Origin of the sequence: Salinibaculum rarum (assembly GCF_030505615.1) — an archaeon.
Classification (GTDB): Archaea; Halobacteriota; Halobacteria; order Halobacteriales; family Haloarculaceae; genus Salinibaculum; species Salinibaculum rarum.
Window position 1 is genome coordinate 1,464,140 of sequence record NZ_CP129992.1, and the last position, 21,645, is coordinate 1,485,784.

Here is a 21,645-nt window from a genome sequence, read left to right on the forward strand (position 1 = left end):
GGTTAGGCGGCCGCTGCAAGCGCCTCGACGTCGAAGGTGACGCCGGTCAGGTCTTCGGAGACAGTCCAGAGTCGCTGTGCGGTCGCTTCGTCTTGGGAGGCCGCGTTTGACTCCTGGCGTTCGGGCGGGCCGCGCATGTTCATGAGCCCGCCGGGGCCATAATAGCCGCCACCGACCACGTCGGGTGCCGTCGCGGCGTACAGCAAGGGGAGTGTGCCCTGCTCGGCCGGCTGGGCGAAGACGGCGTTTGTGGCTTTCATCATCGCGTACTTGACTTTCGACCCGCTTTCTTCCGGCCCACGGTACTGGAGGTTGGTGTCGGCGTAGCCGGGGTGGCAGGCGACGCTTTTGGTGTCGGTCACGTCGGCGTCGTCGAGGCGGCGCTGGAGTTCGTAGGCAAAGAGGAGGTTCCCGAGTTTGCTCTGTCCGTAGGCTTCCCACTTGCCGTACGATTTCTCGCGGTGCAGGTCGTCGAAGTCGATGTCGCCGGCAGTGTGTGCGCCACTGGAGTGGCTGACAACGCGTGTCTCGCCGTCCGTCTCGACGAGTACGTCGAGGAGGTGTGCTGTCAGCGCAAAGTGGCCGAGGTGGTTCACGCCGAGTTGCATCTCGAAGCCGTCCTCGGTCTCGCGGCGGGGAATCGCCATCACGCCGGCGTTGTTACAGAGAGCGTGTAACTCGTCGTAGTCCTCGCGGACGCCGTCGGCAAACGACGCCACGGAGTCCAGTGAGGCGAGGTCACACTGCCTGACGTTGAGTGTCGCGCCCGTCCGCTCGGTGATTTCTTCCCGTATCTCGCGGGCCGCTCGCTCGCCACGGTCGAGGCTCCGACAGGCCATCACGACCGTCGCCCCCTTTTGTGCGAAGGCCTTCGTCGCTTCGTACCCCAGCCCGCTGTTTGCACCCGTTATCACGACCGTTTTTCCCGACCAGTCCGGCATCTGCTCTGCTGTCCACGAATCTGTCATCACACACTATACAAGTGACTGCCAGACAAGTCTCTTGCCTCACTGATTGGGGTCGGAGCCGTCCGAGCTGGCACAGTCCCCCACCACTCTCAGGGTTCGAACCGCCACTCGCGCTCCTCTCGGTCGGTGTCGCGGTAGTGGACGACCAGCGCGCCGATACCAGCAGCGGCAGCGAACTCGACGACGGCGACCACGGCGAGATACTCGACCAGCGAGAGCCCGACTGCCATCCCTCGCTCGGGCGAGAAGAAAAATGGGACCACTGCGACCGCTCCCAGCGATAGCACTGCCACCCACGCATACCAGGGGAAGTAGTCGGCAAGCGAGGGCATCACACCACTCTATCGGCTTGTGACACTTCCCGTCTAGACCTCATATTTTCCGTAGTCAGTCGTGAGAGACGATACTGGTCCGCTGGGTGACGGGGTCGAGATAGACAGTCAGTGACTCGTCGTCGGTTTCGGCGTCGACGACCCAGACGCTTCGCTGGCGTTCGGCTCCGGTTACCTCGGCCGTGTAGCTGGCTTCGTCGAGTGCTCGCTCGGTGAGTGCTGTGGCGTGGTCGGCGTCGTCGACGGTCACGTCCGTCTCGGGGAGCCGGATTGTCATCACCGGACAGTTGGCGTGTCGGACGAGTCGTTCGGCGACACTCCCGATGAGCCGACGCTCGACGCCCGAGCGTCCGTGTGTCCCCGCGACGATTGCGTCGGCGGCTATCTCGTCGGCGTAGGCGAGAATCTCGTCGGCGGGGTCGCCCTCCCGGACTTCCCCGACGGCCTCGACACCGTGGACCGAGGCCATCTTTGTCACTCGCTCGATTGCGGTCTCGGCTTTCTGTTCGAGCGAGTCGCTCTGGCTGCCGATGTCGTGGAGTATCGACCTGACGCTGTCGTCGACGACATAGAGGACGTGAATCGCTGCGCCGTACTGCTCTGCGAGGTCGATAGCCTGCAACGCGACGTGGGCACTGCCTTCGCTACCGTCGGTCGGGACAAGTATCTGGTCGTACATATACGGCCGTTTGACCGGCGCCCCTATATATCAGTCCATTGCTCTCGTGTCGTGAGAACGTCACTGGCGTCCGACCCCGCCCCGCTCACGGGGTCGCCGCACGGCGACTCTCGCCACTGGCATACACATAATCTATATGACACACGTAGCACTTACCCGCCAGTGGCTCGTAGTTGCTCGTGTGACATCTGGGGATACAGCGACTGACACCGACAGCCCGGTCGCGCTCGACGACGAGGCGGCCCTCGAGGACCTGCTTTCGAGCCACGAAACCGTCTTACTGGAACTGTACACCGACGGCTGTTCTATCTGTGCGAGCATGGAGCCAATCCTGACCAACATCGCGCGTGCCACCGATGCCGTCGTCGCGACGGTCAACCCCCGCAACGACCCGCCACTCGTCGACCGCTTTGCCGTCCAGAGCGTCCCGAAGTTCGTCCTCTTTGTCGACGGCGAACCGGTCGCAGAGCGCGCGGAGGGGTTCATTCCCAACGACGACCTCGTCTCGTGGGTCGAGGACAAGGCCGCCTAGCCGCGGTCAGTCGCGTCGCTCGACGACGTGTGCGTCCGCCGGGTCGAAGCCGACAGTGACCGTTCCGTCGAGTGACTCCCGGGTTCGAACCATGAGGTCGCGGCCCGCCCAGTCGAGGTACACGCGTGTCTGTTCACCCAGAAACTCCGCGCTGGCGACGGTTGCAGTGAGACAATTCGAGTCACTCCCGACGACCATCGACTCGGGTCGGACACAGAACGCGAGTCGGTCGCCAGTCGAGATGGGGGTGCCCTGCCAGTCTTCGAGACCGACCGACAGTTCCCCGTCGCCGACTGCGACTGTGGCTGTGTCGTCGACAGTCCGGACCTGGCCGTCGAAGACGTTGTTGTCGCCGACGAACTCGGCGACGAAGCGGGACGTGGGCCGGTGGTAGATGTCCCGCGGGGTTCCCACCTGCTCGGCGGTGCCGTCGGCCAGGACAGCCACACGGTCTGACACCGCAAGCGCCTCTTCCTGGTCGTGGGTGACGTAGACTGTCGTGATGTCCAGTTGCTGTTGAATCTCGCGGACCTGGACCCGGAGCTGTTCGCGGAGCTTGGCGTCCAGTGCGCTCATCGGCTCGTCCAGCAGGAGGACCTCCGGCCCGGGAGCCAGCGCCCGAGCCATCGCGACGCGCTGTCGCTGGCCACCGGAGAGGCTATCGGGGTCTCGCTTCTGGATTCCCGGCAGGTCGACCAGTTCTAAGAGCTCTGCGACGCGCTCGTCGTCGCTGACGCCGCCGGGCGGGTCCGCGAAGTTCAGCCCGTAGGCGACGTTCTCGCCGACGGTCATGTGCGGGAAGAGCGCGTAGTTCTGGAAGACCACGCCGACGTCCCGGTTTTCGGGTGGGACGCCGGCCACGTCGCGCCCGCCAAACCGAACCGAGCCGCTGGTCGGCTCCTCGAACCCTGCAATCAGTCGCAGCGTTGTCGTCTTGCCACAGCCGGAGGGGCCGACCAGCGTGAAAAACTCTCCCTCGTCGACCGACAGCGAGAGGTCGTCGACGGCTGCCGTATCGCCGTACCGTCGCGTCACGCCGTCGAGTTGCAGCGCTGGGTTAGAGGCCAACGCGATCACCTCCAAGTCGGTCGATGAGGAGGAAACTCACGCTCGTGACGACCAGCAAGACGACACCCATCGCTGTGGCGGGGCCGAGCCGTCGGCCGATGAAGCGCTCGATGGCGATTGGCATCGTGTACTGGCCGGTCCCGGAGGCGAGGACGGCCGTCGCGGAGAACTCCCCAATCGAGAGCGCGAAGGCAAAGGCCGCACCGGCGACGACTGCCGGCCACACGAGTGGGAGTTCCACGTCGAGTAGCGCCCGCGCCCTGGGTGCGCCAAGCGCCCGTGCGGACTCGACGAGTTGTCGGTCGAGCGACTCCAGGCCGGGCGCGACGATGCGGACGACGAAGGGATACCCTGCGACAGCGTGGGCGGCGACGATGGCGAGTGCGCCGCCGACGGCAACGCGGGAACCGCCGATTTCGATACCGAAGACGAGACCCCGGAGCAGTCCGAGTCCGACGATGATACCCGATATGGAGAGGGGTGCCATCGCGACGGTGTCGACGAGCGTTCGGCCCCGATAGTCCCGGGTCGTCAGCACCGAGACGACCACACCCATCGGGAGCGCGACCGCCAGCGCTGCGACGCCAAACAGCAGGGAGTTTCGCACGGCCGGCCACGGACGGACCTGGAAGGCCGCGCCCGTCGCCTGTCGCTGGACGAGGAACCGGTAGTGCTCCAGCGTGAGGCCGCTCGGCCCCGAGACACTGGCATACACCATGCTCGCGATGGGGGCGGCAAACAACACGAGCGCGACGACGGCGTAGACCACCAGTCCGACTCGGGGGACCAGTTCCCGAAGCGAGCGCGACGGTGGCATCAGCGGCCGGCGCTCCTGTGGGCGGGTGCCGCCGGACTGGACCGTGTTTGCCGCCTCGTACCGGAGATAGGCGTACAGCAGCGACAGCGAGATTGCCAGTTCGACGAGCGCCAGCGCCGCCCCCTCGGCGTAGTTGAGGTCGCGGATGAGCTGGTAGACGAACACCTCGACGGTCGCCAGTTCGAACCCGCCCAGCGCGAGCACGATGGGGAAGGTTCCGAAGGTGAACACGAAGGTCAGCGCGGCGCCCATCAGTATCGCCGGCGACACCTGCGGCCACACCACGTCGCGGAACGCCCGGAAGGGACTGGCGCCGAGACTCCGTGCCGTCTCGACGGCGCTGGCGTCGACCGACTCCCACGCTGCGGTCGTGATTCGGGCCACGAGCGGCGCGTTGTAGAAGGCGTGTGCCACGACGATGGCTTCGAGCGAGGGTAGCAGGTCAACTGGCCCGAGGCCGACCAGTTCGAGCGCGGCGTTCAGTGTCCCGTCGGCTCCGAACGTCGCGAAAAATCCCACGGCGACCATGATAGATGGGAGCACGAACGGGAGAATCGTCAGCGACCGGATGGTGCGTCGGCCGGGAAACTCGTAGCGTGCCAGCAGGTACGCCAGCGGCACGCCGACGACGACGCTGACGACCGTCGAGAGCGCGGCCTGGTAGGCGGTGAAGCCGACGATACCGAGTCGGCGGTCCGGCGAGAGCGTAGCCTCGAGTACGGCAAGCGGGTTCTCGCCCGCGAACAACCGCGCCAGTTCACCGAAGTAGAACGGGTCGGTGAGGATAGCCCAGAATACCTGGAGCGTCGCCTGTCCCTCGACAAACACGGCATCGACGAACACCGTCGCGACCGGGTAGTAGAACATCACGACCAGCAGGGCGACCGAGGCCGCCGCGAGCGCCGGGAGCGACCGTCGCTCGACGGCCCTGCGAATCCGTCGCCGACCCGACCCTGCCGGACGGTCTGGCCCGCTCTCGGACGGCGGGCCGGCGGCCGTGCTGTCGTCGGTCACGGGTTCAGTTGCTGGCGAACTGTCGCTCCCAGTCTCCGATCCACTCACTGACCTGACCCTGGAGTTCCTCGTACGTGAACGTCACTGGTTCGGGTGGCTCCTGAGCCAGTTCCGCGTAGTCGCTGGGGACCTCGGCGGTGTCTGTCGCCGGGAACTGGACGTTCTGGACCGCGATTTCGCCCTGGATTTCGGGACGAAGCATGAACGACATGAACTCGCGGGCGGCCTCCGACTGCTCGCTGCCGGCAAACCGCGCCATTCCTTCCGGGTTGGCATAGCCCTGGTCGTTCAGGAACCGGACCTGGTGCTTTTCGAGGTTCTGTCCCTCCTGGTCGGCAAACACCTGGTCAGTGGAGTAAGAGACGACCATCGGTGCCTCGCCGCTGCTCCACGCGCCGTAGGCGTCGCTCCACGAGCCAAGCACCTGCACGCCGTTGTCCTGCAGGTCCGCCCAGTAGTCGAGATAGCCGTCCGTACCGTACTCTTTGATGGTGTGCAGGAGAAACGCCTGCCCGGTCGAGGAACTGCCGGGGTTCTGTGCGATGAGGTCGCCCGCTACGTCGTCGGCGAGCAGGCCATCGAACGTTTCCGGTGCGGTCATCTGGGTTCCGTCGTAGACGAGGCTGACATACCCCGTGTCGTAGGGCACCGCGCGGTTCTGCGGGTCGAACGCCAGCCCGGACCTGACATCCTCGCTTCCCTCGATGTCGCCGGACTCGGCAAACAGCGACTCGTCGAGTTCCCGGTCGATGCGGACGAGGTCTTCGATGTTTATGCCCAGATACACGTCGGCCTCGATGTCGACGCCCGCCTGCTTGCGCTGGACGTAGTGGTTCAGTTCGTTGCTCGGCGTCTGGTAGACCAGGTCGGTGTCGAACTCGCTTTCGAACTCCTCTTTGAGCCACGCTCCCGGCGAGGAGGACGGCGAATCGATGAACGAACTGTACGTCCCGACGACCAGCGTACTCCTCCCGCCCGTACTCCCTGGCGAGATACAGCCACCCACTGCGGCGGTGGCTGTGGCACCCGTCACGGAGAGGAATTTCCGTCTATCCATTACTCGGTGGTCGCACTCAGTGGTATTCAAACTGGCTGTTTCCCCAGACAGCTGCTACCTGAACTACGACGTGCCTGCAGCTACCCTGGTGAATTGGCCTGTCCTTCACATTCAGGAAGTAAGCGGATGGGTCGGGGCGGAAAAGTTCTGAGGCTCATAGGATCCCTAAACGGCTAATTTACGGGGGTAGAACACCGTCAGAATGTGTTCCATGAGACTCAATGACAACCGCAAACGACGATCTCGAACCGATCGAACCGACCGTCGCGTTCGACCTCTTCATCGATCATAAGGAGAGCGCGTGCGCGGAAGCGACAGTCAGGAACTACCGCTACCGCCTCCAGTACTTCCTCGAGTGGTGCGAAGACAACGGAATCGACAACCTCAACGACCTCACTGGACGGGACCTCCAGCAGTTCCACATGTGGCGCAAGAAGTCGAAGGACCTCGCAGAGACGACGATCCGGAACCACCTGTGTTCGCTACGCGTGTTCCTGAAATGGGCCGCGTCGATCGAAGCTGTCCCGCCGAACCTCTACGACAAACTAATCATCCCACAGGTCGGTCACGGGGACCGTCACCGTGAGGAGATGCTGGATTCGGACACGGCTCAGGAACTGCTTGACTACCTTCGGAAGTACCACTTTGCGTCCACCGAGCACGTCGTCATCGCACTCCTGTGGGAAACTGGGATGCGGATCGGCGCTGCCATGTCTATCGACCTCCAAGACGTGGACTTCGAAGACGAGCGAATCGATCTCCAACACCGTCCCGAAGAAGGAACACCGCTGAAAAACGGGCAAGGGGGTGAGCGGCCGGTCGCAATCACCCCGGAGCTAACTGAGCTGCTAACCGAATACGTCGAAAACAGGCGGCGGGACGTGACCGACGACAACGGCCGGAGACCGCTGCTGACGACGAGCGAGGGGCGAATGCATCGGAGTACCATCCGCGAGATAGTGTACAGAGTAACCGCTCCGTGCTTCCGGGACCTTGATTGTCCGGACTGCAACAAAGGCACGGCGAAAACCTGTCCGGAGGCAGTATACCCGCACGCCATCCGGCGAGGGAGTATTACGCACTTTCTGAGTGAGGACGTTCCCGTCGAAATCCTGAGTGACCGGATGAACGTGAGCAGGGATGTCTTGGACGAGCACTACGACCAGCGGTCCGAGGAGGTGAAACTGGAACAGCGTCGCGGCTACCTCGACAAGGTCTGATCGTATATACGGCGACCTCGCTGGATTGCGATGGCTGTCCGCTCACGGTATCACTGTGAGTGTTCGAGAAGTATTGAGGATGTCCCCTTGAGCGAGTGATTGCTCTTGCAATCTCCGCTCCTGGACGGTCGGCTCACCGCCAGTAATATAACCGTTGATGTAGTAGGCAACGGTATGTCACGGCCAGACGCCGACACGGGTGACGGGCCGGATGATCGTATCACTGAGCGGATTCTGCGCCAGGACGAGTTCGCCGACGACCTCAACGCGCAGGGCTACACGGATGTTCTCATTCTTCGTCGGGAGAACGGCCGCGATGTCCTCACTGAGAGCCGCCTCGAACTGGTCGGCTACCTCGAACGCCATGGGGATGCGGTCAAGTCGGTCCGCGACCTCGCACGCAAACTTGACCGCGACAAGGGCGCGGTCAGCAAGGATCTCCGTCGACTAGCCGAACTCGACGTCATTGAGTACGAGGGGAGCGGTGACGGCGAAGCGAAGCGTCCCGTCTTGAAACACGAACACGTTGTTATTGAGCCGGTCGTCTACTAAATGCACAAACTTCGAACCCTCAACCTTCCACCCCACCGTGGCCGGGACTTCTTCGCTACCGTCTTCGTGGAACCCGACCCTGACAATTTCGATGGGTTTGACCCCTCGGCGGACGCCGAAAAGTGGGGGATCAGCATCCACTTCCAGCCCGATGACCCCTACGCGAGCCACGCCGAAGTCGCTCGCATCGACACTGAACACGGCGAACCCCACTTCGACCGTCTCTACGAACCCGACCAGCGCAAGGACTGGCTCGGTCAAGACTTCACTTACGAGGATGCCCAGCGAGAGTTACTCTCGAATTGGCGCGAGTACGCTGACCAGTTCTTCGAAAACCACTACTGAACGCAGTCCGTTGAGAGCACCATTCGTCGCTTCAACGCTGTTGTCGAATTGGGCCCTTTCCAAAGGCAGTGAAACAGCAGTGTCTGTCTAAGCGCTATCAGGTAACTCCGTGCAAGATATAGAGGATGAGGGCGCCGTAAGAAGGGGGTCAAATGGAAATTTGCCCCCTAAGTATCGGCAGTAGAGGCTTTGGTTCTCTTACTTCGGTTCCGAATTAACCTTTCTACTGCGCCCTCAGAGGATGTAGTCAGCACAGCAAGTGCGTTTCTTTCAGCTACTCTCCGTTGAATCACCCGCTCAGTGTGTCTGCCTCTTGTTCGGTATAAATATAGATCCGACGGTGGGTTTTTAGTTATGAGGAAAACACCTCCGCGTAGTGTGGTATGATATGTCGGAAGACTGGCGGGCCGACAAAGCGGAAGTTCACAGTCTCGTAGCAAAATCTATCGAAACGAATTCGGTCCCCAAAGAGGTGGCAGAAGAAGTCGAAACCCGTCATAATGCAAATGAATCTCAGAAGGCTCGAACTAATACTTAAAACGTTTCAATAGCTTCCCGACCACCTATCTATAAACGACTGTGTAAATTGTATCCTAAAAACATATGCGGAATTTTCCAGAGCGCTGGCCCCATTTTATTTCAGCAGTAGGGATACTTCACGGACTTATATCCGCCGGTGAAGGTTTAATATTCATATTCTGGTTTAAAGCGATTCCTCCCGAATTTCTACCGGGAATAATTACATCGATACCGTTCATTATCGGACTTATTTACGGTGGGTATTGGCTGGCAAACAGTGAGTTGACACCTGATCGATATGAATCTGTGGCGCACTGGTGGATTGGCGGAATGAGCGTAACTGTTGTTCTCATTCTTATCGTTGCCAGTTCAGTCCAATCGTTACCTCCGCTGATGCTCATCGGGACAGTGCGGTGGAGTGCCGCCATCGGTGGGGGTGTTGGTTTGACGATTGGTGTTCTTTATGTTCGGGCAATTCAGCGAGCTGTCGAATCTGAACAGGCCCGCCGCCGTCAGCAAGAAATTCAAGAGGAACGAGACCACCTTGAGGAGTTTGCCAGTATAGTCGCACACGATTTACGTAACCCATTAAACGTTGCTGAGGGGCGACTTGATCTCCTTCGAGAGGAGTGCGATAGTCCACATCTTGAACCCATTTCCGAAGCTCACACTCGAATGGACGAAATCATTGAGGAAACGTTGACTCTGGCACGAATGGGTCAAGCCGTCGGTGACACTACACTGGTGGACCTATCGGACGTAGCCACGCAGTGCTGGAACACGGTCGAGTCAGCCGATGCGACGCTCCAAACCGACGGGTCAGCGACGATTAGAGCCGACAAAGATCGTCTCCAACATCTCTATGAGAATCTCTTTCGAAACGCACTCGAACACGGTGGAGAAGACGTGACGATCCGTGTCGGAAGATGTGAAGATGCTACTGGATTCTACATCGAAGATAACGGGCCGGGTATCCCCGAATCTGAACGCGAACGCATATTCGAGAGTGGTTACTCCGGGTCCAGCGAAGGGACTGGACTCGGACTTAGTATTGTCAAGAGAATTGCTGAGGCTCATAATTGGCAAATCAGTGTGACCGAAAGCGATGAGGGCGGAGCGCGATTTGAGATCACCGGCGTAGAGTACGGTGATGGATAGATCATCTGTACTGACCGATTCAACTCGGGTAGGTCGTGTGCCGAGCTGGTGACCGATACGCGCCTTCTATCTTGCACTGACGCTATCGACCCATCCATTCTCTATCATAATCACCGTGACCGACTCAGAGCGTGCAGTCAGCACGAAGGCTATATTTATTCCACGCTGAAAATGCTGAACCAACCGCTCACTAAAGCGTGCATATCGAACACCACTGATCTGAACTCTCCATTGTTATGTCACCGCTGTATTGTATCGCATCTATTTAGTACCTGATAACAAATTTGTGTGTATGCGACGTTTAGGTGAAACATCCTCTTTCTCTTCCCGTGGAGTGTCGGCGGTCATTGGGTTTATTCTCATCTTCGGGATCGTCACTATCGCATACACTACCTATCTCGGGACGGCAGTCCCACAGCAAAACTGGCAGGCGGAGTATTCGCATAACCAACAGGCGCAGCAGCAGATGCTTGAACTCCGAGACGCGATTCTCCGAACTGGCACCACCGGAACGGCACAGACGACCACAATTCAACTTGGTGTCGATTATCCAGAACGGTTGTTGACGCCTAACCTCGCCGTCAGCGGTGGTGAAATTGGAACATTAAAACCTAACCCTGATGGGTCGAACAACATCACTCTCACCAACATTACCGCTATTGACTCTGAAACGGCTGATTATCTGGATTCGACAACGACAGAATTGAACTACACCACACGGGATATCGCATATGTCCCAACCTACACCCGTTATCGCAATGCCCCGACAACGACAATTACGGCAGGGACAGTCTTCAATACATTCGATACTGCGAACCTCTCTGTAGGAGGACAGTTTTTGATCAAAGGGGATCGAATCTCGCTTGTTGTCCTGAATGGATCACTTCGTGAATCGGGGACTGGCGGAGGCGCAACAGCCACGGTTACGACAACACCACTGAGTGTCTCCACAGAGTCGGTTCGAGTCCAAAACACAGGAGACAAAAATATCACGCTGACGATTCCGACGACCATCGCGGACAGGAGTGCATGGCACAAATCCGGACTAGAAGACCAAGACAAGGTAACGGATGTCTCTGTCACAGGAAGCAATGTGACGATTGAGTTAGCACAAGGGACGTACAATTTGCGGATGATGAAAGTCGGCGTTGGTACCGGTACTGTGGACCCTGACGCAACTTATATTGTTGACAGAGAAGGACTCCCCACTGAGTTATCTGAAGATCGAACTGGACAAGTGACAGTAGAGGTGCGTGATCGGTATAATAACCCGATTAGCGGGGCATCAGTAACCGGTGAAATCGTGACTGCTGACACAGGGTTCAATGGCAATGGTGACCTATTCATTGGCAACAGTGGAGCCGGAGACACGGCTTCAGGTTCTACAACCAGCGACGGCGAACTCACGTTCACGTATCGAGCGCCTAACGACGACGATAATGACCCAGCTCAAGAAAATGTGGAACTGACATTCTATATCAAGGGGAATTCCACCAAGTACGAACGCGTCACAGAGACTGTCACGATTGTGGACGACGATGGTAACTCAGGTAACCCGGGAGACCAAGCGTGTGATGGGACAAGTATCAGAATAAATAAAATACAACAATTCACGGCAGACAGCCAAGATAACCTCTTTGAAATTCAACAGATACAAGCGAAAGACGACGACGGTGACAACGATCTTGACAGGATAGAACTCGTTGTAACTGATCAAAGTGGGACCACTGTAGCAACGAAAACAATTGATCCAGCCAACAATCAACAGCAGATTAAGGAAAAGAAGATCGACATTGACGCAGGGTCGTATGATGTCGTGTCAGGTGAAACGTACACGCTGACTGCCACAGTCTATGATGCTGACGGTAACTGCCTGAAAGGGACAAGAGATGCCACAGCGTAATTCAACGCAGCATTCTCTTTGCGCTAAGACCGGTTCATACAGCGCTATCCAAATGAGGTGTGATTGCGGAAATGACGCGAAGACTTCTCTCAGAGTCTAATCAGGAATACGGGTGTCTGCTGGAGACATGACGGGAAATATAGAAGATTCGTAAAGAAAGTTATCTATTCATTCACTTCTTTTGCGATATTTATGTGGGGTGACAGCGCTGCCGCTCCGGACGGGCGGGCAGCGCTGTCAGAGAATCTTTAGTCCGTTTCTCGATCTCGCCACGACAAGTACCGTTGTTTGGACTCGGTAAACAGCGGTTCAAGCTGTTCCATCGACACAGTTGGAAAGAGTTCGCGGCCAAGCGAAAGCGACCGTTCACGAGAAATGAGTCCTTGCTTGAGCGTGTGCAGGGACATCTGCTGTTTTAGAAACGCTCGTGCGTGCTCATCTGACCGAAACCGACGCTTGATCTGCGTCGGTTTCGTGTGGCCGTAGTACCGCTCCAGATTGTTTGTCGTGCTTGGAACTGCTTCATGCCGAAGGTGTCCGAGGAACGTATCGAACTCTTCCATCACGTCTTTGACGGCTGTTCGCAACTCCTTGGGCAGTTGCTCGATTTTATCGAGCACTGCCCCAAACCGACGGACTGCGGCTTCATACGACTGCGAAGCAAACACTTGCTTGAACTCACTCCAGACAATTGCGCCGCGGAGACGTTCTGTGTTGGTGTAGCGAACACTCTCGAAAACGGTGTTGCGAAGCTTTTTCTCACCGTTTTTCAGAAAGTGAAAGTTACAGCGGTGGTGGACAGCGTCAAGCTTGTCTTCGATTATCTCGGGGTAGTCTGACCGACCATCGGTTGTGACGACGTGAACTGGTTTTTCCCCAAGGACAGTGGTGAGAAACTCGCGGACGGTCTCTTTGGTGCACCGGTCGGCGATGGTTTCGGCGACCGGTGCACGAAGTAGTTCGTCGTAGACAGTGAGCCGATATGCGCGGCTGCCGTCAATCGTGAGATACTGTTCGTCGTAGGTGAAAACGCCGGAGATGACGGGGAGATCGTTTGCGACGATCTCCGCCGTCTGCTCGGTACACCAGTTGTGGATCTGTTGATCAGAGGGTCGGACGTTGTAATGGATGGTGAGAGCGTCTTGGCGATTTTCGAGCGAGGAATCAGTGAGTACGTCGATGGTCGTGGCGAGTTGTGTGACTGCACGTGGATAGTGGTGATCGTCTGCAACAGCAGGGTGTGTTGGCGAAAACGAGCGACAGTTCGCACAGATGTATCGCTGCACCCGCAGGGGCTGGCAGCCCTGCGGGTGCCGCTCGTATCCACCGTTCCTGGAGACAGGGCCGCCACAGTCAGGGCACTCTGGTTGAGAAAGCCGAAGAACCGGTAGCTCTTCATTTGTCGGGACGATAGTTCCAGTCGGTGCGGAGGTGGTCATGAACACATCAACCTACCGCACCATCCTTCTAACAACTTGAGAAGTTCCCTGTCTCAAGAGAACTAACGCCGTTCTGTCGATGCTATCTTTCAGCAATCACTCACAAACTGGCACGTCGAATTCACACTTCGCTTGGAAGCACGTTCATACACCAACATTCAATGGTTCCCACGTCGTCGGGCTGATGTCACAGATTGATCAGATTGAACGGCTTTGACCAGTGTTTAACCATCATGGATGCCTCTTTGACTCCGTTCACTGTCTGCGCTGTCTCTAGCAATTTGTTGCCTCACCGGTTGCCGTAAGATCAGTGACTAATACGCGCCCTGTATCGAGTGATTCACTTCTCTGGAAGCGAGAAAGAATTCCGTGCAAGATTCGCGCTGTGTATCTTGCACACTAACTGGTGTAAATATAATACACTTGGCACTTATTTCGTCGTTTGGTAAGGCCCCGATTCTATTGGTCGTCCCACTCTGTCGAGCGTCTGCCATGTTTGCTCGTAATTGATTCCACGGATTCAAGCAGTCTTGCTACGAACAGGATATATGTCCGACAATTCAGAGGCGTCCCCTTCGTTTCTCTCGACACTCCCGAGCCAACCCATTACGGACGACATGGTGAGGCAGATCGGTGAAAGCGACAATCCGAAAATCCGCGGAGCGATGGGATTCCCGGGTTCGACACCCGGGACAATCGAAGCGTTCCTCCTGAATATGGAAGCGAGGACGCACGTAATCGTCTTCGATCCGAGCGCGGAACGGTGGCGCGTCTACGAGTCCTTCGAGAGTGAAGAGCTGAGTCATGACGAGATGGTCGATCGTGCGAGCGACCTCGCCAACGAATGGCTCGCCGAAAGCCTCTCGGACCGCATTGCGGCCACAGAAAACACTGATTCGGACGTATGATTCTCCGCTACTACGCTGACGCAGACAACCGCGACTGGCACGACCACGCACTCCGACTCTTGCGAAGGCTTCACGACGAGCACGACATCGTTGTTGAGATTGACCGAATCGACAACCAGCACGGGCCGATTACTGACTTCCCGGGCGAAGTACGGTCGCTGACACCCGAGGGTGTCTACGAGCGCGACCTGAAGCGAAATCCCGACCTGAATCAGAGCATCAACCGGGTCCCGTCGGAGGCGTTCAAGCGCTACGGGAAGTTCGACATCGCTGGGAACGTCGCGGTTGTCGATGATGGCGGGACTGTCCAGTGGGCCTCGACGCTGCCAGGCTACGCTGACGGCTATGGACCGGGTGCCGAGTCGCAAACTGCGATGGATTTTCTCGAAGATATCGCCACCTCGCCGAGCAATCGAATCTGTGTCGAATGCCTCTCGCTGCTGGAGGGTGACGAGAGTTTCTGTCCGAACTGCGGCCACGAATTGTCGTAGCGTCGCACGCTGGCGTCTCGCAGACCGGTTTTCCCAGCGGTCGTCCACCGATGTCTGTCCCCGGCTCGCGCGAACCTGCACGCCGGTAGCTACCCGAATCTCGGTGCCCTTCCTCCTTGAGGTTCTCCCTGAACGTCTTACACTCAGACGTCCTACTACGAGCAATGACAAAGGTAGACAAGAACGAGGAACGTGAAGAGCGCATCAGGATGCGGATCGTCGTCGATGCCTACGATCGGCACGAGCGTGCAATCGGCTGGTACACCTATCTCGAAGATACGATCCGGTTTCCGTTCGAGGCACGCTGTATCGAAGAACGGGAAGTGTCACCGCTGGAGGAGGGCGAAACTGTGCAGGTCGTGGAGATGTCTTCAGTCGAGGCATCGGAGAGCGAGATGTTCGTTACCATCGAGTGGATGGGCAAGGAATTCGGTGTACCGCTGGCACAACTGGAGCCGATTGATGTTGATTCCGACACGGAGCAAGCGGTCGCGGACTGGCACTACTGGGACGGACGTGGCTATATGTTTTGACGAGGACAGCGACTAATGGCGTGGCCATCGAACGGCCGGATATGCTCGACAGTCTCCCCGACCGTCCTCTCGCTAAGGCGGAGGCCGACGCACTCTCCGATGGAGACGGGATTGACCTCGTATTTCCAGCGACACCGGAGAGCATCAGGGAAGACGACGGCCACCAACGGATACACGATGTCCTGCTGTTCATGGACGAAACTGTCGTTGCCCTCGCCTATCTCGAAGCTGAGAGTGGCTGGACCGTCGTCGCTACCGAAGACGACGAGGACGGCGACGCGTACGAGGCAGCGTACGATGCACTACTCGAATACCGTGGCTACGACGACATCAACCGCGAGGACGCGATGCGGCGCATCATCACCGAACTGTACGGGATTCCACCCGAACTGGTCGAATCGAACCCAGAGAAATTCGACGCCCGCACAGACACCTGACCACACATGACCGAGCAACTCGAGGAGTTTCGGGACGCACTCGCATCGGGCGACCCGGACGAGGTGAACCCAGTGATTGAGGAGCTGAAAGAGATGGAGGCGGAGGAGCGGGCCGAGCTGTTCGACGACGCCTTCGAGATGTGTCTGGAGCTCTACGAGGATGGGGACGGGTATCAGCGGCAGTCCGTCGTTCGGTTCGCACGGGAATTGGCGCCACGTCGGCGACTCTTCGACGTGATCGACCAGGCTGCCTCCGAAGCCGAACTGTCCGACCACTTGGTTCCGAGCGACACGACGCAGGCTCTAGACCGTCTTGAGGAGTTTTATTTGACGGCTCTAGATGACGACGACGGGCGCGTGCGGCGGGCCGCAATCAAGGGGCTCAAGAACCTCACAGTAGCGTACCAGATGACGGGTCTCGGGGACCGAATCGACGAGCTTCTCGCTCGTCTCGACGAGATGATTGTCGAAGCGAGCGGCAAGAAACTAGAGCACATCCAGCAGGCGCAGCAGGACGTACAATTCAGCAAAGGTCCAACGCTCAAAGAGATGATTTCTGAGGGACTAAACGACGAGTAACCGGCTCCCGTCGTAAACTACGGCTCCTTGACCCACACGACTTTGGCCGTCGCTGCCAACAGACTCAGGTATGGCCTTCAGCGTCTCGTGGCACACCCTTCTAGACGAACTAGACGAACTTCACGCCGATGTGACACTCATCACGCCGCTATCGCATAACCGATTTCAGGTCACGGACGTACAGGAGCAACGAGTCGTCATCGAGTTCCTTGAGCGTGACATCGACGAGACCCGTTCCCTCCAACGGGACCAGTTCGAGACGCTCTACCGTCGTATCACCGACGAGCCGGACGGGTTCGAACTCGACCGCCTCCCGCCCGACGCCGACCCGTATCCAACTGTCTTGAGCGTGCATCCACGCTTCGAGATCGACGAGGACAGAGGCGTGATCGTCGAGAAAGAAGGGCCCACCACCACCCAACTCCTCGACGGCGAAGGCAACTCCGCGAGGGAAGAGGAACGCAAGGAGCCGGATTTGGACGTGTACGCGGACGCGATGTTGCTCGTGGACGCGCTCGAGCGCCACGAGGTAGACGTATTGGAGGACGTGGAAACGGACGCGCTGGTGAACCTCTACACCCTGCTCTCTGACGTCCAGCGGAACGCAAACGATCTTCGCCAATCCGTGGCCGACGTGTTGTTGAACCGCCTCCACCACGATCGACCCGTCAGCGGACCATTCGGGTCCGTCCAGCGGACAGCACGCCGAAACCGCTCGCTGAAGGATGAGGAAGAGGTGCTGGAGACGCTGGAAGAGGCTGGTATCGACCGCGAGCGCGTGCTGGGCGTGGACCGCGACAAGGTAGATGACGCCTTGGAGGTCACGGAACTGTCAGAAGACGACGTGTACGACATCGAAGAGTCCGAGTACGTCCGGAAGGCCGAGGTAGACGAAGAACTGAAAGAAACCCGTCTTCAGGGGCTCAAGGATCAACTCGCCGCCACAGAGGACGAAGAAGCCGAGGTGCTCCGACAGGAAATCGAGGATCTGGAAAGCCGCATCGACGAACTTACGAGCTTCCGGACCGGTTCGGAGTTAGAAAGCTGAGGGGTAACAACCCATCAGGTATAGTGAATAGATGAGTCCCACTTGATTCGATTAGAACATACCAAGCAAGACAAGATCGGCTGAGAGTAGCATGACCATCAATGTGTACGACCCAATACTTTTAGCCGCTTTCTGCGGAGTGATCTGGAGCGACTCGTTTGCAGGAGCCATAGATCGTAGTTCTCGCCGAAGCCGTCGCTGTGCCCACCTAGTAAGTCCTACGAGTGCAAATAGACACGTAAGCAACGGATTGACAGCGATTGGTGTCCCGTCAAATTCGTCGTCGTCCTTTGCGGGATCCTCCTCAACACTGTATCGTGGTAGCTTACCTACTTCTTTCAGCCGTTGCTTGCGCTTTCTTTCCTCTTTCCGGTCATCGTAGTGCTTTTTCAGCGTAGGGACAGAAACGTCCACTCGGTCACTTAGCTTTGCCATGTCCATACCTTCGCTCAGCTGATATGTTATTGACCATGTTCGAAGCGGATGTGGAGTCGTGTTTTCCGGACATCTGTAGGCATACCGAACTCTTGTTGCCTCACAGTTTTCAAGATCCCTATCAGCAGGGCAGCTATCGTCTATTTCACACGGGCGAGTTATTTTGTAGAGATCGTCACGAATTACGTCAACGCCGATCCTACCGATATCTCCTTTTGAATTTTCACAGGTTAGTAACGGCCTCCTCCCATATTCGTCAACTCCTTCAGGCCGTTCCGGACTGTTGAGATAGGCCCGAATAGCATCTCGGAGTTTAGTCGAGATGGTTATATTCCGTTCTCCTGCTGATTTGTTCTTCAGGGGAGTCCCTCGTTTATCGGGGCCCTCCGGACGGTGCCGAAGGTGAATCTTCTTTTCTTCAGGAGTACGTGTTTAGCCCCGATGAATTTCGCCACTATCTCGTAACAGGCGACCAATCGGGGCGATATGTACCCTCAACAAGGGCTAATTGAATTTCTCCAGGGATGGTCTCCGCTCGGAGACCATCCCGGTAGCCCTGCTGAGGTAACGCTGAGGTGGTCATAGTGGATTGGGATGACCTCAGCAAAGACGAACTTCTCTCACGGTTTCTCCAGATGGAAGAGCGAATTGACGAGCTGGAGGAGAAACTTGAGCAAAAGGACGAACGAATCGAAGAGCAGCAAGAGCGAATCGAAGAACTCGAAACACGCCTTCGCAAATACGAGAATCCACATACACCACCGAGTAAGCGACGGTCGGGGACTGACGAGTCCCCGACCTCGCAAGACGACGAACGACGATGTCAGAACTGATGGCGGCACTCCCGGACGAAAGGACGGTCACGACCCGGAGTGGCGCTCTACAGCTGATCCAGACGAAGAAGTTGAGGTCACCTGTGACTGTTGTCCAGAGTGTGGCCAACACTTCGACGAGTCGGTGGGCGTCAGCCCCCGACTCGTCGAGGAGATTCCGGACCCACAGCCACCAGAAGTCACGCAATACAACCGCCACTGCTACCAGTGCGACTCCTGTGGGACTGAGACAGTCGCTACACACCCCGACTGCCCCGATGAGGGGCAGTTCGGGGTGAACGTTATCGCCCAATCAGCACTGTCGAGGTATGATTATCGCTTCCCCTATCGGAAGATTGCAGACCGTTTCGACCAGTTGCATGGACTGGAGTTGTCGGGCGCGTCCGCATGGCACGCGACCGAGCGCGCTGCGCGCGCCGGTCGCTGTGAATACAACCAGATTCGCCGTCAGATCCAGCAGGCTGACGTTGTTCATGTCGATGAGACAGGAATCAAGCGTGACGGCGAGCAGGCCTGGATCTGGACGTTCACCACCGAGAGCCACACGCTGTACGCAGTTAGAGAGAGTCGTGGGAGCGATGTTCCCGCGGAAGTCCTCGGCGAGGACTTCGCGGGAACGGTCATCTGTGATGGATGGACGGCCTATCCAGCCTTCAGCGACAACTTACAGCGGTGTTGGGCACATATTCTGCGAGAGGCTGAAGATGTCGCTGAGAAGCAGCCAGAAGGCAAACCGATCTACGACTCTCTCAAGCAGTTGTACGTCGCTCTCCAGACTCGGCTGGAGAGCGACTTGACCATTCGTGAGCGAGCTGAACTACAGCGCGTAGCACGTAGAGAGGTTGAGTCGTTGATTGAGCGGTCAGTTCCCGACGGACCAGTGGCAACACTGCTCGGAAAGATAGAAGGTGGCCTCGACCACTGGCTCACCTTCGTCGGTGAGCCAGCGGTCTCTCCGACAAACAACGCCGCCGAAAACGCGCTCCGTGAACCGGTGGTCCTACGGAAACTTATCGGAACGCTCCGGAACGATCGCGGAATGTTCGTTCATGAGACGCTGCTGTCCCTGCTGGCGACGTGGCGCCAGCAGGGACGCAATCCCTACGACGAACTCAAGCGAGTTTCCCGAGACAACGAGATGATTTCACGGACTCAGGCTGTGCCGGCCGTTGAATCCTCGGGGTAAACACGTACCTTCAGGATAGAAGTCTTCTTCATCGATGGCGCGGCAAGCGCCCATACGTATGCCGATTTCGGCGATGAGTTCCACTTCAACGTGGATTCGTGACCCATATCGGTATTTGTTCAGAAATTCGCGCACGGACCAGACTAGTTCATCTGACGGAGGATCCATTCGAACTTCCTCTTCCTCGCTCACGTCTGGCATCGGAACTTTGTCTGCAAGCCCGTCTTGTACTGCTTCAATGTCTTCACAGAACCCCAGAAATGTCTTTACGACAGCTAGATTCCCATTGAGGGTCATCTTATTGACTCCAGAATTGGTTTTTCGCCACTGTTTGAAATTGAGCAGATCCCTCCCCGTCAGGTTATTCAGATTGTCGATACCATACTCGTCAGTCCACCTCCCGAATATGGCTAAGCCGTCTTCGTAATTCTCGATAGTATCGTGAGAGCAGTCTTCTTTCTTCTTCAGCAGAAACATTGCGGCTGCCTTGTCGGGAGAGATTGGATGGAGGAATGAGACTGTGGGATAGGTCCCCCTCATTTCTCTGCCCCCTTTCGACTCCAATTCGATCTGTCGTAGCCCTGTCGGATAGCCCCTTTCGATGCGTAGCTCAGTTCGTTTTTCCGACCGTTAAGCTCTAACTCTCCGGCTACTTCCGGATGCCTACGTAGACCAATTCTACACTCGATCATTGACCTCATTTCCCTGTATTGCTAAGTTTGACTTAAGGGTAAGGTGCCGGTAGATCGCGGTGTGAGAATAGTTCTATGATACCCTCGGAGACTGCGTAGCTCAACCTCAAAAACGGCTTCGAGATTGATTACATCGTCTATCATTTCCGGCAATCCCGTGGTTCGATAGGTAGACAAGCCGGTATCAAATTCGTCATGAGATGCAGCAAAACACACCGGACACTACCGAGGAACCTCTCCCAGTGTGCTGCAACAATGATAACCGGAACTTCTCCCAGTTCTGCATCGAACTGGAAAACTGTGACTACTCAATTTACCGTAGCCCCCTATTCGGAGAAGCGGTCTACCACCGTCTCCCTGACAGCGATCATTCCGTAGATAAAACAGCAACCACTCGTTAATTCAACCCGCTTCTTCTCACTAAACGTAAGTACCGAACTCATGACTCACGACATTTCTCACGCTCTGCATCACTAGTTACCTACTACGCACTCTTCTTGGAATTCTCTCCATGAATCACATTATTTTTCTTAACGTTCGTGTTTCCTCAACAGCGACTATCCTCTAAAATAAAACTCTATTTTGTTAGTTGGCAGAGCGTCATTCAGAATATGAACGAGAATATTCCAGCTCTCGTCTGCACTTTATTCTTAATCGCCTTCACTATGATTCCCGAGCCAAAACTAGTTCATTCAACAACCGTTCTCGCGTCAAAGAAATCACTTGGACTTCAGTATCAAACCCTTTCTCCTCCTCAGCAGTATCATATCTAAACTGATATATGTACATTCTCTGTTCAGAGCCACGAGTATCTTCAGTGCCGCACTCCAAACACATTCACTTCTTCTTGAGAAATAAATTAACACGTAGTCTCTGAGCAATCACGCTAATAACAACGCT

General features: G+C 57.2%; 22 protein-coding genes and 1 pseudogene. 14 read left to right on the forward strand and 9 right to left on the reverse strand.

Annotated elements, in window-relative coordinates:
* Positions 1 to 2: 2 nt before the first annotated feature.
* The 3 genes from QYL91_RS07855 to QYL91_RS07865 all read right to left on the reverse strand — a co-directional run bounded on the left by QYL91_RS07855 (position 3) and on the right by QYL91_RS07865 (position 1,979).
* A complete protein-coding gene (locus tag QYL91_RS07855) occupies positions 3 to 968 on the reverse strand; it encodes an oxidoreductase (protein WP_302082822.1) in 966 nt (321 codons plus the stop codon).
* An 89-nt stretch (positions 969 to 1,057) separates the two neighbouring features.
* Positions 1,058 to 1,300: a hypothetical protein gene (locus QYL91_RS07860; RefSeq protein ID WP_302082823.1), complete on the reverse strand. Its 243-nt coding sequence runs from the start codon at positions 1,298 to 1,300 to the stop codon at positions 1,058 to 1,060.
* A 55-nt stretch (positions 1,301 to 1,355) separates the two neighbouring features.
* Positions 1,356 to 1,979, reverse strand: coding sequence for a universal stress protein (locus QYL91_RS07865; RefSeq protein ID WP_302079951.1), 624 nt, complete (start codon positions 1,977 to 1,979; stop codon positions 1,356 to 1,358).
* Positions 1,980 to 2,115: 136 nt separating this feature from the next.
* Between QYL91_RS07865 and QYL91_RS07870 the strand changes: the two genes are divergently transcribed.
* Positions 2,116 to 2,511 (forward strand): thioredoxin family protein, encoded by a 396-nt coding sequence (locus QYL91_RS07870; protein WP_417750564.1) that lies wholly within the window; start codon positions 2,116 to 2,118, stop codon positions 2,509 to 2,511.
* Between the two features lie 6 nt (positions 2,512 to 2,517).
* Here QYL91_RS07870 and QYL91_RS07875 read toward each other — a convergent pair whose 3' ends face one another.
* The 3 genes from QYL91_RS07875 to QYL91_RS07885 are packed head-to-tail and all read right to left on the reverse strand — an operon-like array spanning position 2,518 to position 6,467.
* Positions 2,518 to 3,585, reverse strand: coding sequence for an ABC transporter ATP-binding protein (locus QYL91_RS07875; RefSeq protein ID WP_417750574.1), 1,068 nt, complete (start codon positions 3,583 to 3,585; stop codon positions 2,518 to 2,520).
* Entirely contained in the window at positions 3,569 to 5,458 is a 1,890-nt protein-coding gene (locus tag QYL91_RS07880) for an ABC transporter permease (protein WP_417750565.1), read from the reverse strand. Before QYL91_RS07880 ends, QYL91_RS07875 begins: the two co-directional genes overlap by 17 nt.
* Complete coding sequence (locus QYL91_RS07885; RefSeq protein WP_302079954.1) at positions 5,415 to 6,467, reverse strand: thiamine ABC transporter substrate-binding protein; 1,053 nt, start codon at positions 6,465 to 6,467, stop codon at positions 5,415 to 5,417. Before QYL91_RS07885 ends, QYL91_RS07880 begins: the two co-directional genes overlap by 44 nt.
* A gap of 221 nt (positions 6,468 to 6,688) precedes the next feature.
* Here QYL91_RS07885 and QYL91_RS07890 point away from each other — a divergent pair, with 221 nt between their 5' ends.
* The 5 genes from QYL91_RS07890 (at position 6,689) to QYL91_RS07910 (ending at position 12,164) form a co-directional block, all read left to right on the forward strand.
* Positions 6,689 to 7,687 carry a tyrosine-type recombinase/integrase gene (locus QYL91_RS07890; protein WP_302079955.1) on the forward strand — a complete coding sequence of 333 codons (999 nt, stop codon included), beginning with the start codon at positions 6,689 to 6,691 and terminating at the stop codon, positions 7,685 to 7,687.
* Between the two features lie 174 nt (positions 7,688 to 7,861).
* Positions 7,862 to 8,239 carry an HVO_A0114 family putative DNA-binding protein gene (locus QYL91_RS07895; protein ID WP_302079956.1) on the forward strand — a complete coding sequence of 126 codons (378 nt, stop codon included), beginning with the start codon at positions 7,862 to 7,864 and terminating at the stop codon, positions 8,237 to 8,239.
* Entirely contained in the window at positions 8,240 to 8,584 is a 345-nt protein-coding gene (locus QYL91_RS07900) for a DUF7718 family protein (RefSeq protein WP_302079957.1), read from the forward strand.
* A 603-nt stretch (positions 8,585 to 9,187) separates the two neighbouring features.
* Positions 9,188 to 10,261: a sensor histidine kinase gene (locus QYL91_RS07905; RefSeq protein ID WP_302079958.1), complete on the forward strand. Its 1,074-nt coding sequence runs from the start codon at positions 9,188 to 9,190 to the stop codon at positions 10,259 to 10,261.
* A 292-nt stretch (positions 10,262 to 10,553) separates the two neighbouring features.
* A complete protein-coding gene (locus QYL91_RS07910; protein WP_302079959.1) occupies positions 10,554 to 12,164 on the forward strand; it encodes a hypothetical protein in 1,611 nt (536 codons plus the stop codon).
* Positions 12,165 to 12,412: 248 nt separating this feature from the next.
* On the opposite strand, the gene QYL91_RS07915 is transcribed toward QYL91_RS07910, so the two are convergent.
* Positions 12,413 to 13,603: a transposase gene (locus tag QYL91_RS07915; protein ID WP_302079960.1), complete on the reverse strand. Its 1,191-nt coding sequence runs from the start codon at positions 13,601 to 13,603 to the stop codon at positions 12,413 to 12,415.
* A 548-nt stretch (positions 13,604 to 14,151) separates the two neighbouring features.
* Between QYL91_RS07915 and QYL91_RS07920 the strand changes: the two genes are divergently transcribed.
* The 6 genes from QYL91_RS07920 to QYL91_RS07945 all read left to right on the forward strand — a co-directional run bounded on the left by QYL91_RS07920 (position 14,152) and on the right by QYL91_RS07945 (position 17,599).
* Positions 14,152 to 14,511 carry a DUF7964 domain-containing protein gene (locus QYL91_RS07920; RefSeq protein ID WP_302079961.1) on the forward strand — a complete coding sequence of 120 codons (360 nt, stop codon included), beginning with the start codon at positions 14,152 to 14,154 and terminating at the stop codon, positions 14,509 to 14,511.
* Complete coding sequence (locus tag QYL91_RS07925) at positions 14,508 to 15,002, forward strand: DUF8045 domain-containing protein (RefSeq protein WP_302079962.1); 495 nt, start codon at positions 14,508 to 14,510, stop codon at positions 15,000 to 15,002. Before QYL91_RS07920 ends, QYL91_RS07925 begins: the two co-directional genes overlap by 4 nt.
* A 164-nt stretch (positions 15,003 to 15,166) precedes the next feature.
* Complete coding sequence (locus QYL91_RS07930) at positions 15,167 to 15,535, forward strand: calcium-binding protein (RefSeq protein ID WP_302079963.1); 369 nt, start codon at positions 15,167 to 15,169, stop codon at positions 15,533 to 15,535.
* Between the two features lie 41 nt (positions 15,536 to 15,576).
* Positions 15,577 to 15,972 (forward strand): DUF7964 domain-containing protein, encoded by a 396-nt coding sequence (locus QYL91_RS07935; protein WP_302079964.1) that lies wholly within the window; start codon positions 15,577 to 15,579, stop codon positions 15,970 to 15,972.
* Between the two features lie 6 nt (positions 15,973 to 15,978).
* Positions 15,979 to 16,551, forward strand: a complete 573-nt coding sequence (locus tag QYL91_RS07940) for a hypothetical protein (protein ID WP_302079965.1) — start codon at positions 15,979 to 15,981, stop codon at positions 16,549 to 16,551.
* A 70-nt stretch (positions 16,552 to 16,621) separates the two neighbouring features.
* Positions 16,622 to 17,599 carry a DUF7983 family protein gene (locus QYL91_RS07945; protein ID WP_302079966.1) on the forward strand — a complete coding sequence of 326 codons (978 nt, stop codon included), beginning with the start codon at positions 16,622 to 16,624 and terminating at the stop codon, positions 17,597 to 17,599.
* A gap of 51 nt (positions 17,600 to 17,650) precedes the next feature.
* On the opposite strand, the gene QYL91_RS07950 is transcribed toward QYL91_RS07945, so the two are convergent.
* Entirely contained in the window at positions 17,651 to 18,040 is a 390-nt protein-coding gene (locus QYL91_RS07950; protein ID WP_302079967.1) for a hypothetical protein, read from the reverse strand.
* A gap of 629 nt (positions 18,041 to 18,669) precedes the next feature.
* Between QYL91_RS07950 and tnpC the strand changes: the two are divergent.
* Positions 18,670 to 20,053 (forward strand): annotated as a pseudogene (tnpC, locus tag QYL91_RS07955) (IS66 family transposase).
* Here the strand turns inward: tnpC and QYL91_RS07960 are convergent.
* Positions 20,012 to 20,617 (reverse strand): site-specific integrase, encoded by a 606-nt coding sequence (locus tag QYL91_RS07960; protein WP_302079968.1) that lies wholly within the window; start codon positions 20,615 to 20,617, stop codon positions 20,012 to 20,014. The pseudogene tnpC and the gene QYL91_RS07960 sit on opposite strands and share 42 nt — an antisense overlap.
* A gap of 316 nt (positions 20,618 to 20,933) precedes the next feature.
* Between QYL91_RS07960 and QYL91_RS18305 the strand changes: the two genes are divergently transcribed.
* Positions 20,934 to 21,146 carry a hypothetical protein gene (locus tag QYL91_RS18305; RefSeq protein WP_465269218.1) on the forward strand — a complete coding sequence of 71 codons (213 nt, stop codon included), beginning with the start codon at positions 20,934 to 20,936 and terminating at the stop codon, positions 21,144 to 21,146.
* The last annotated feature ends 499 nt before the right edge of the window (positions 21,147 to 21,645 follow it).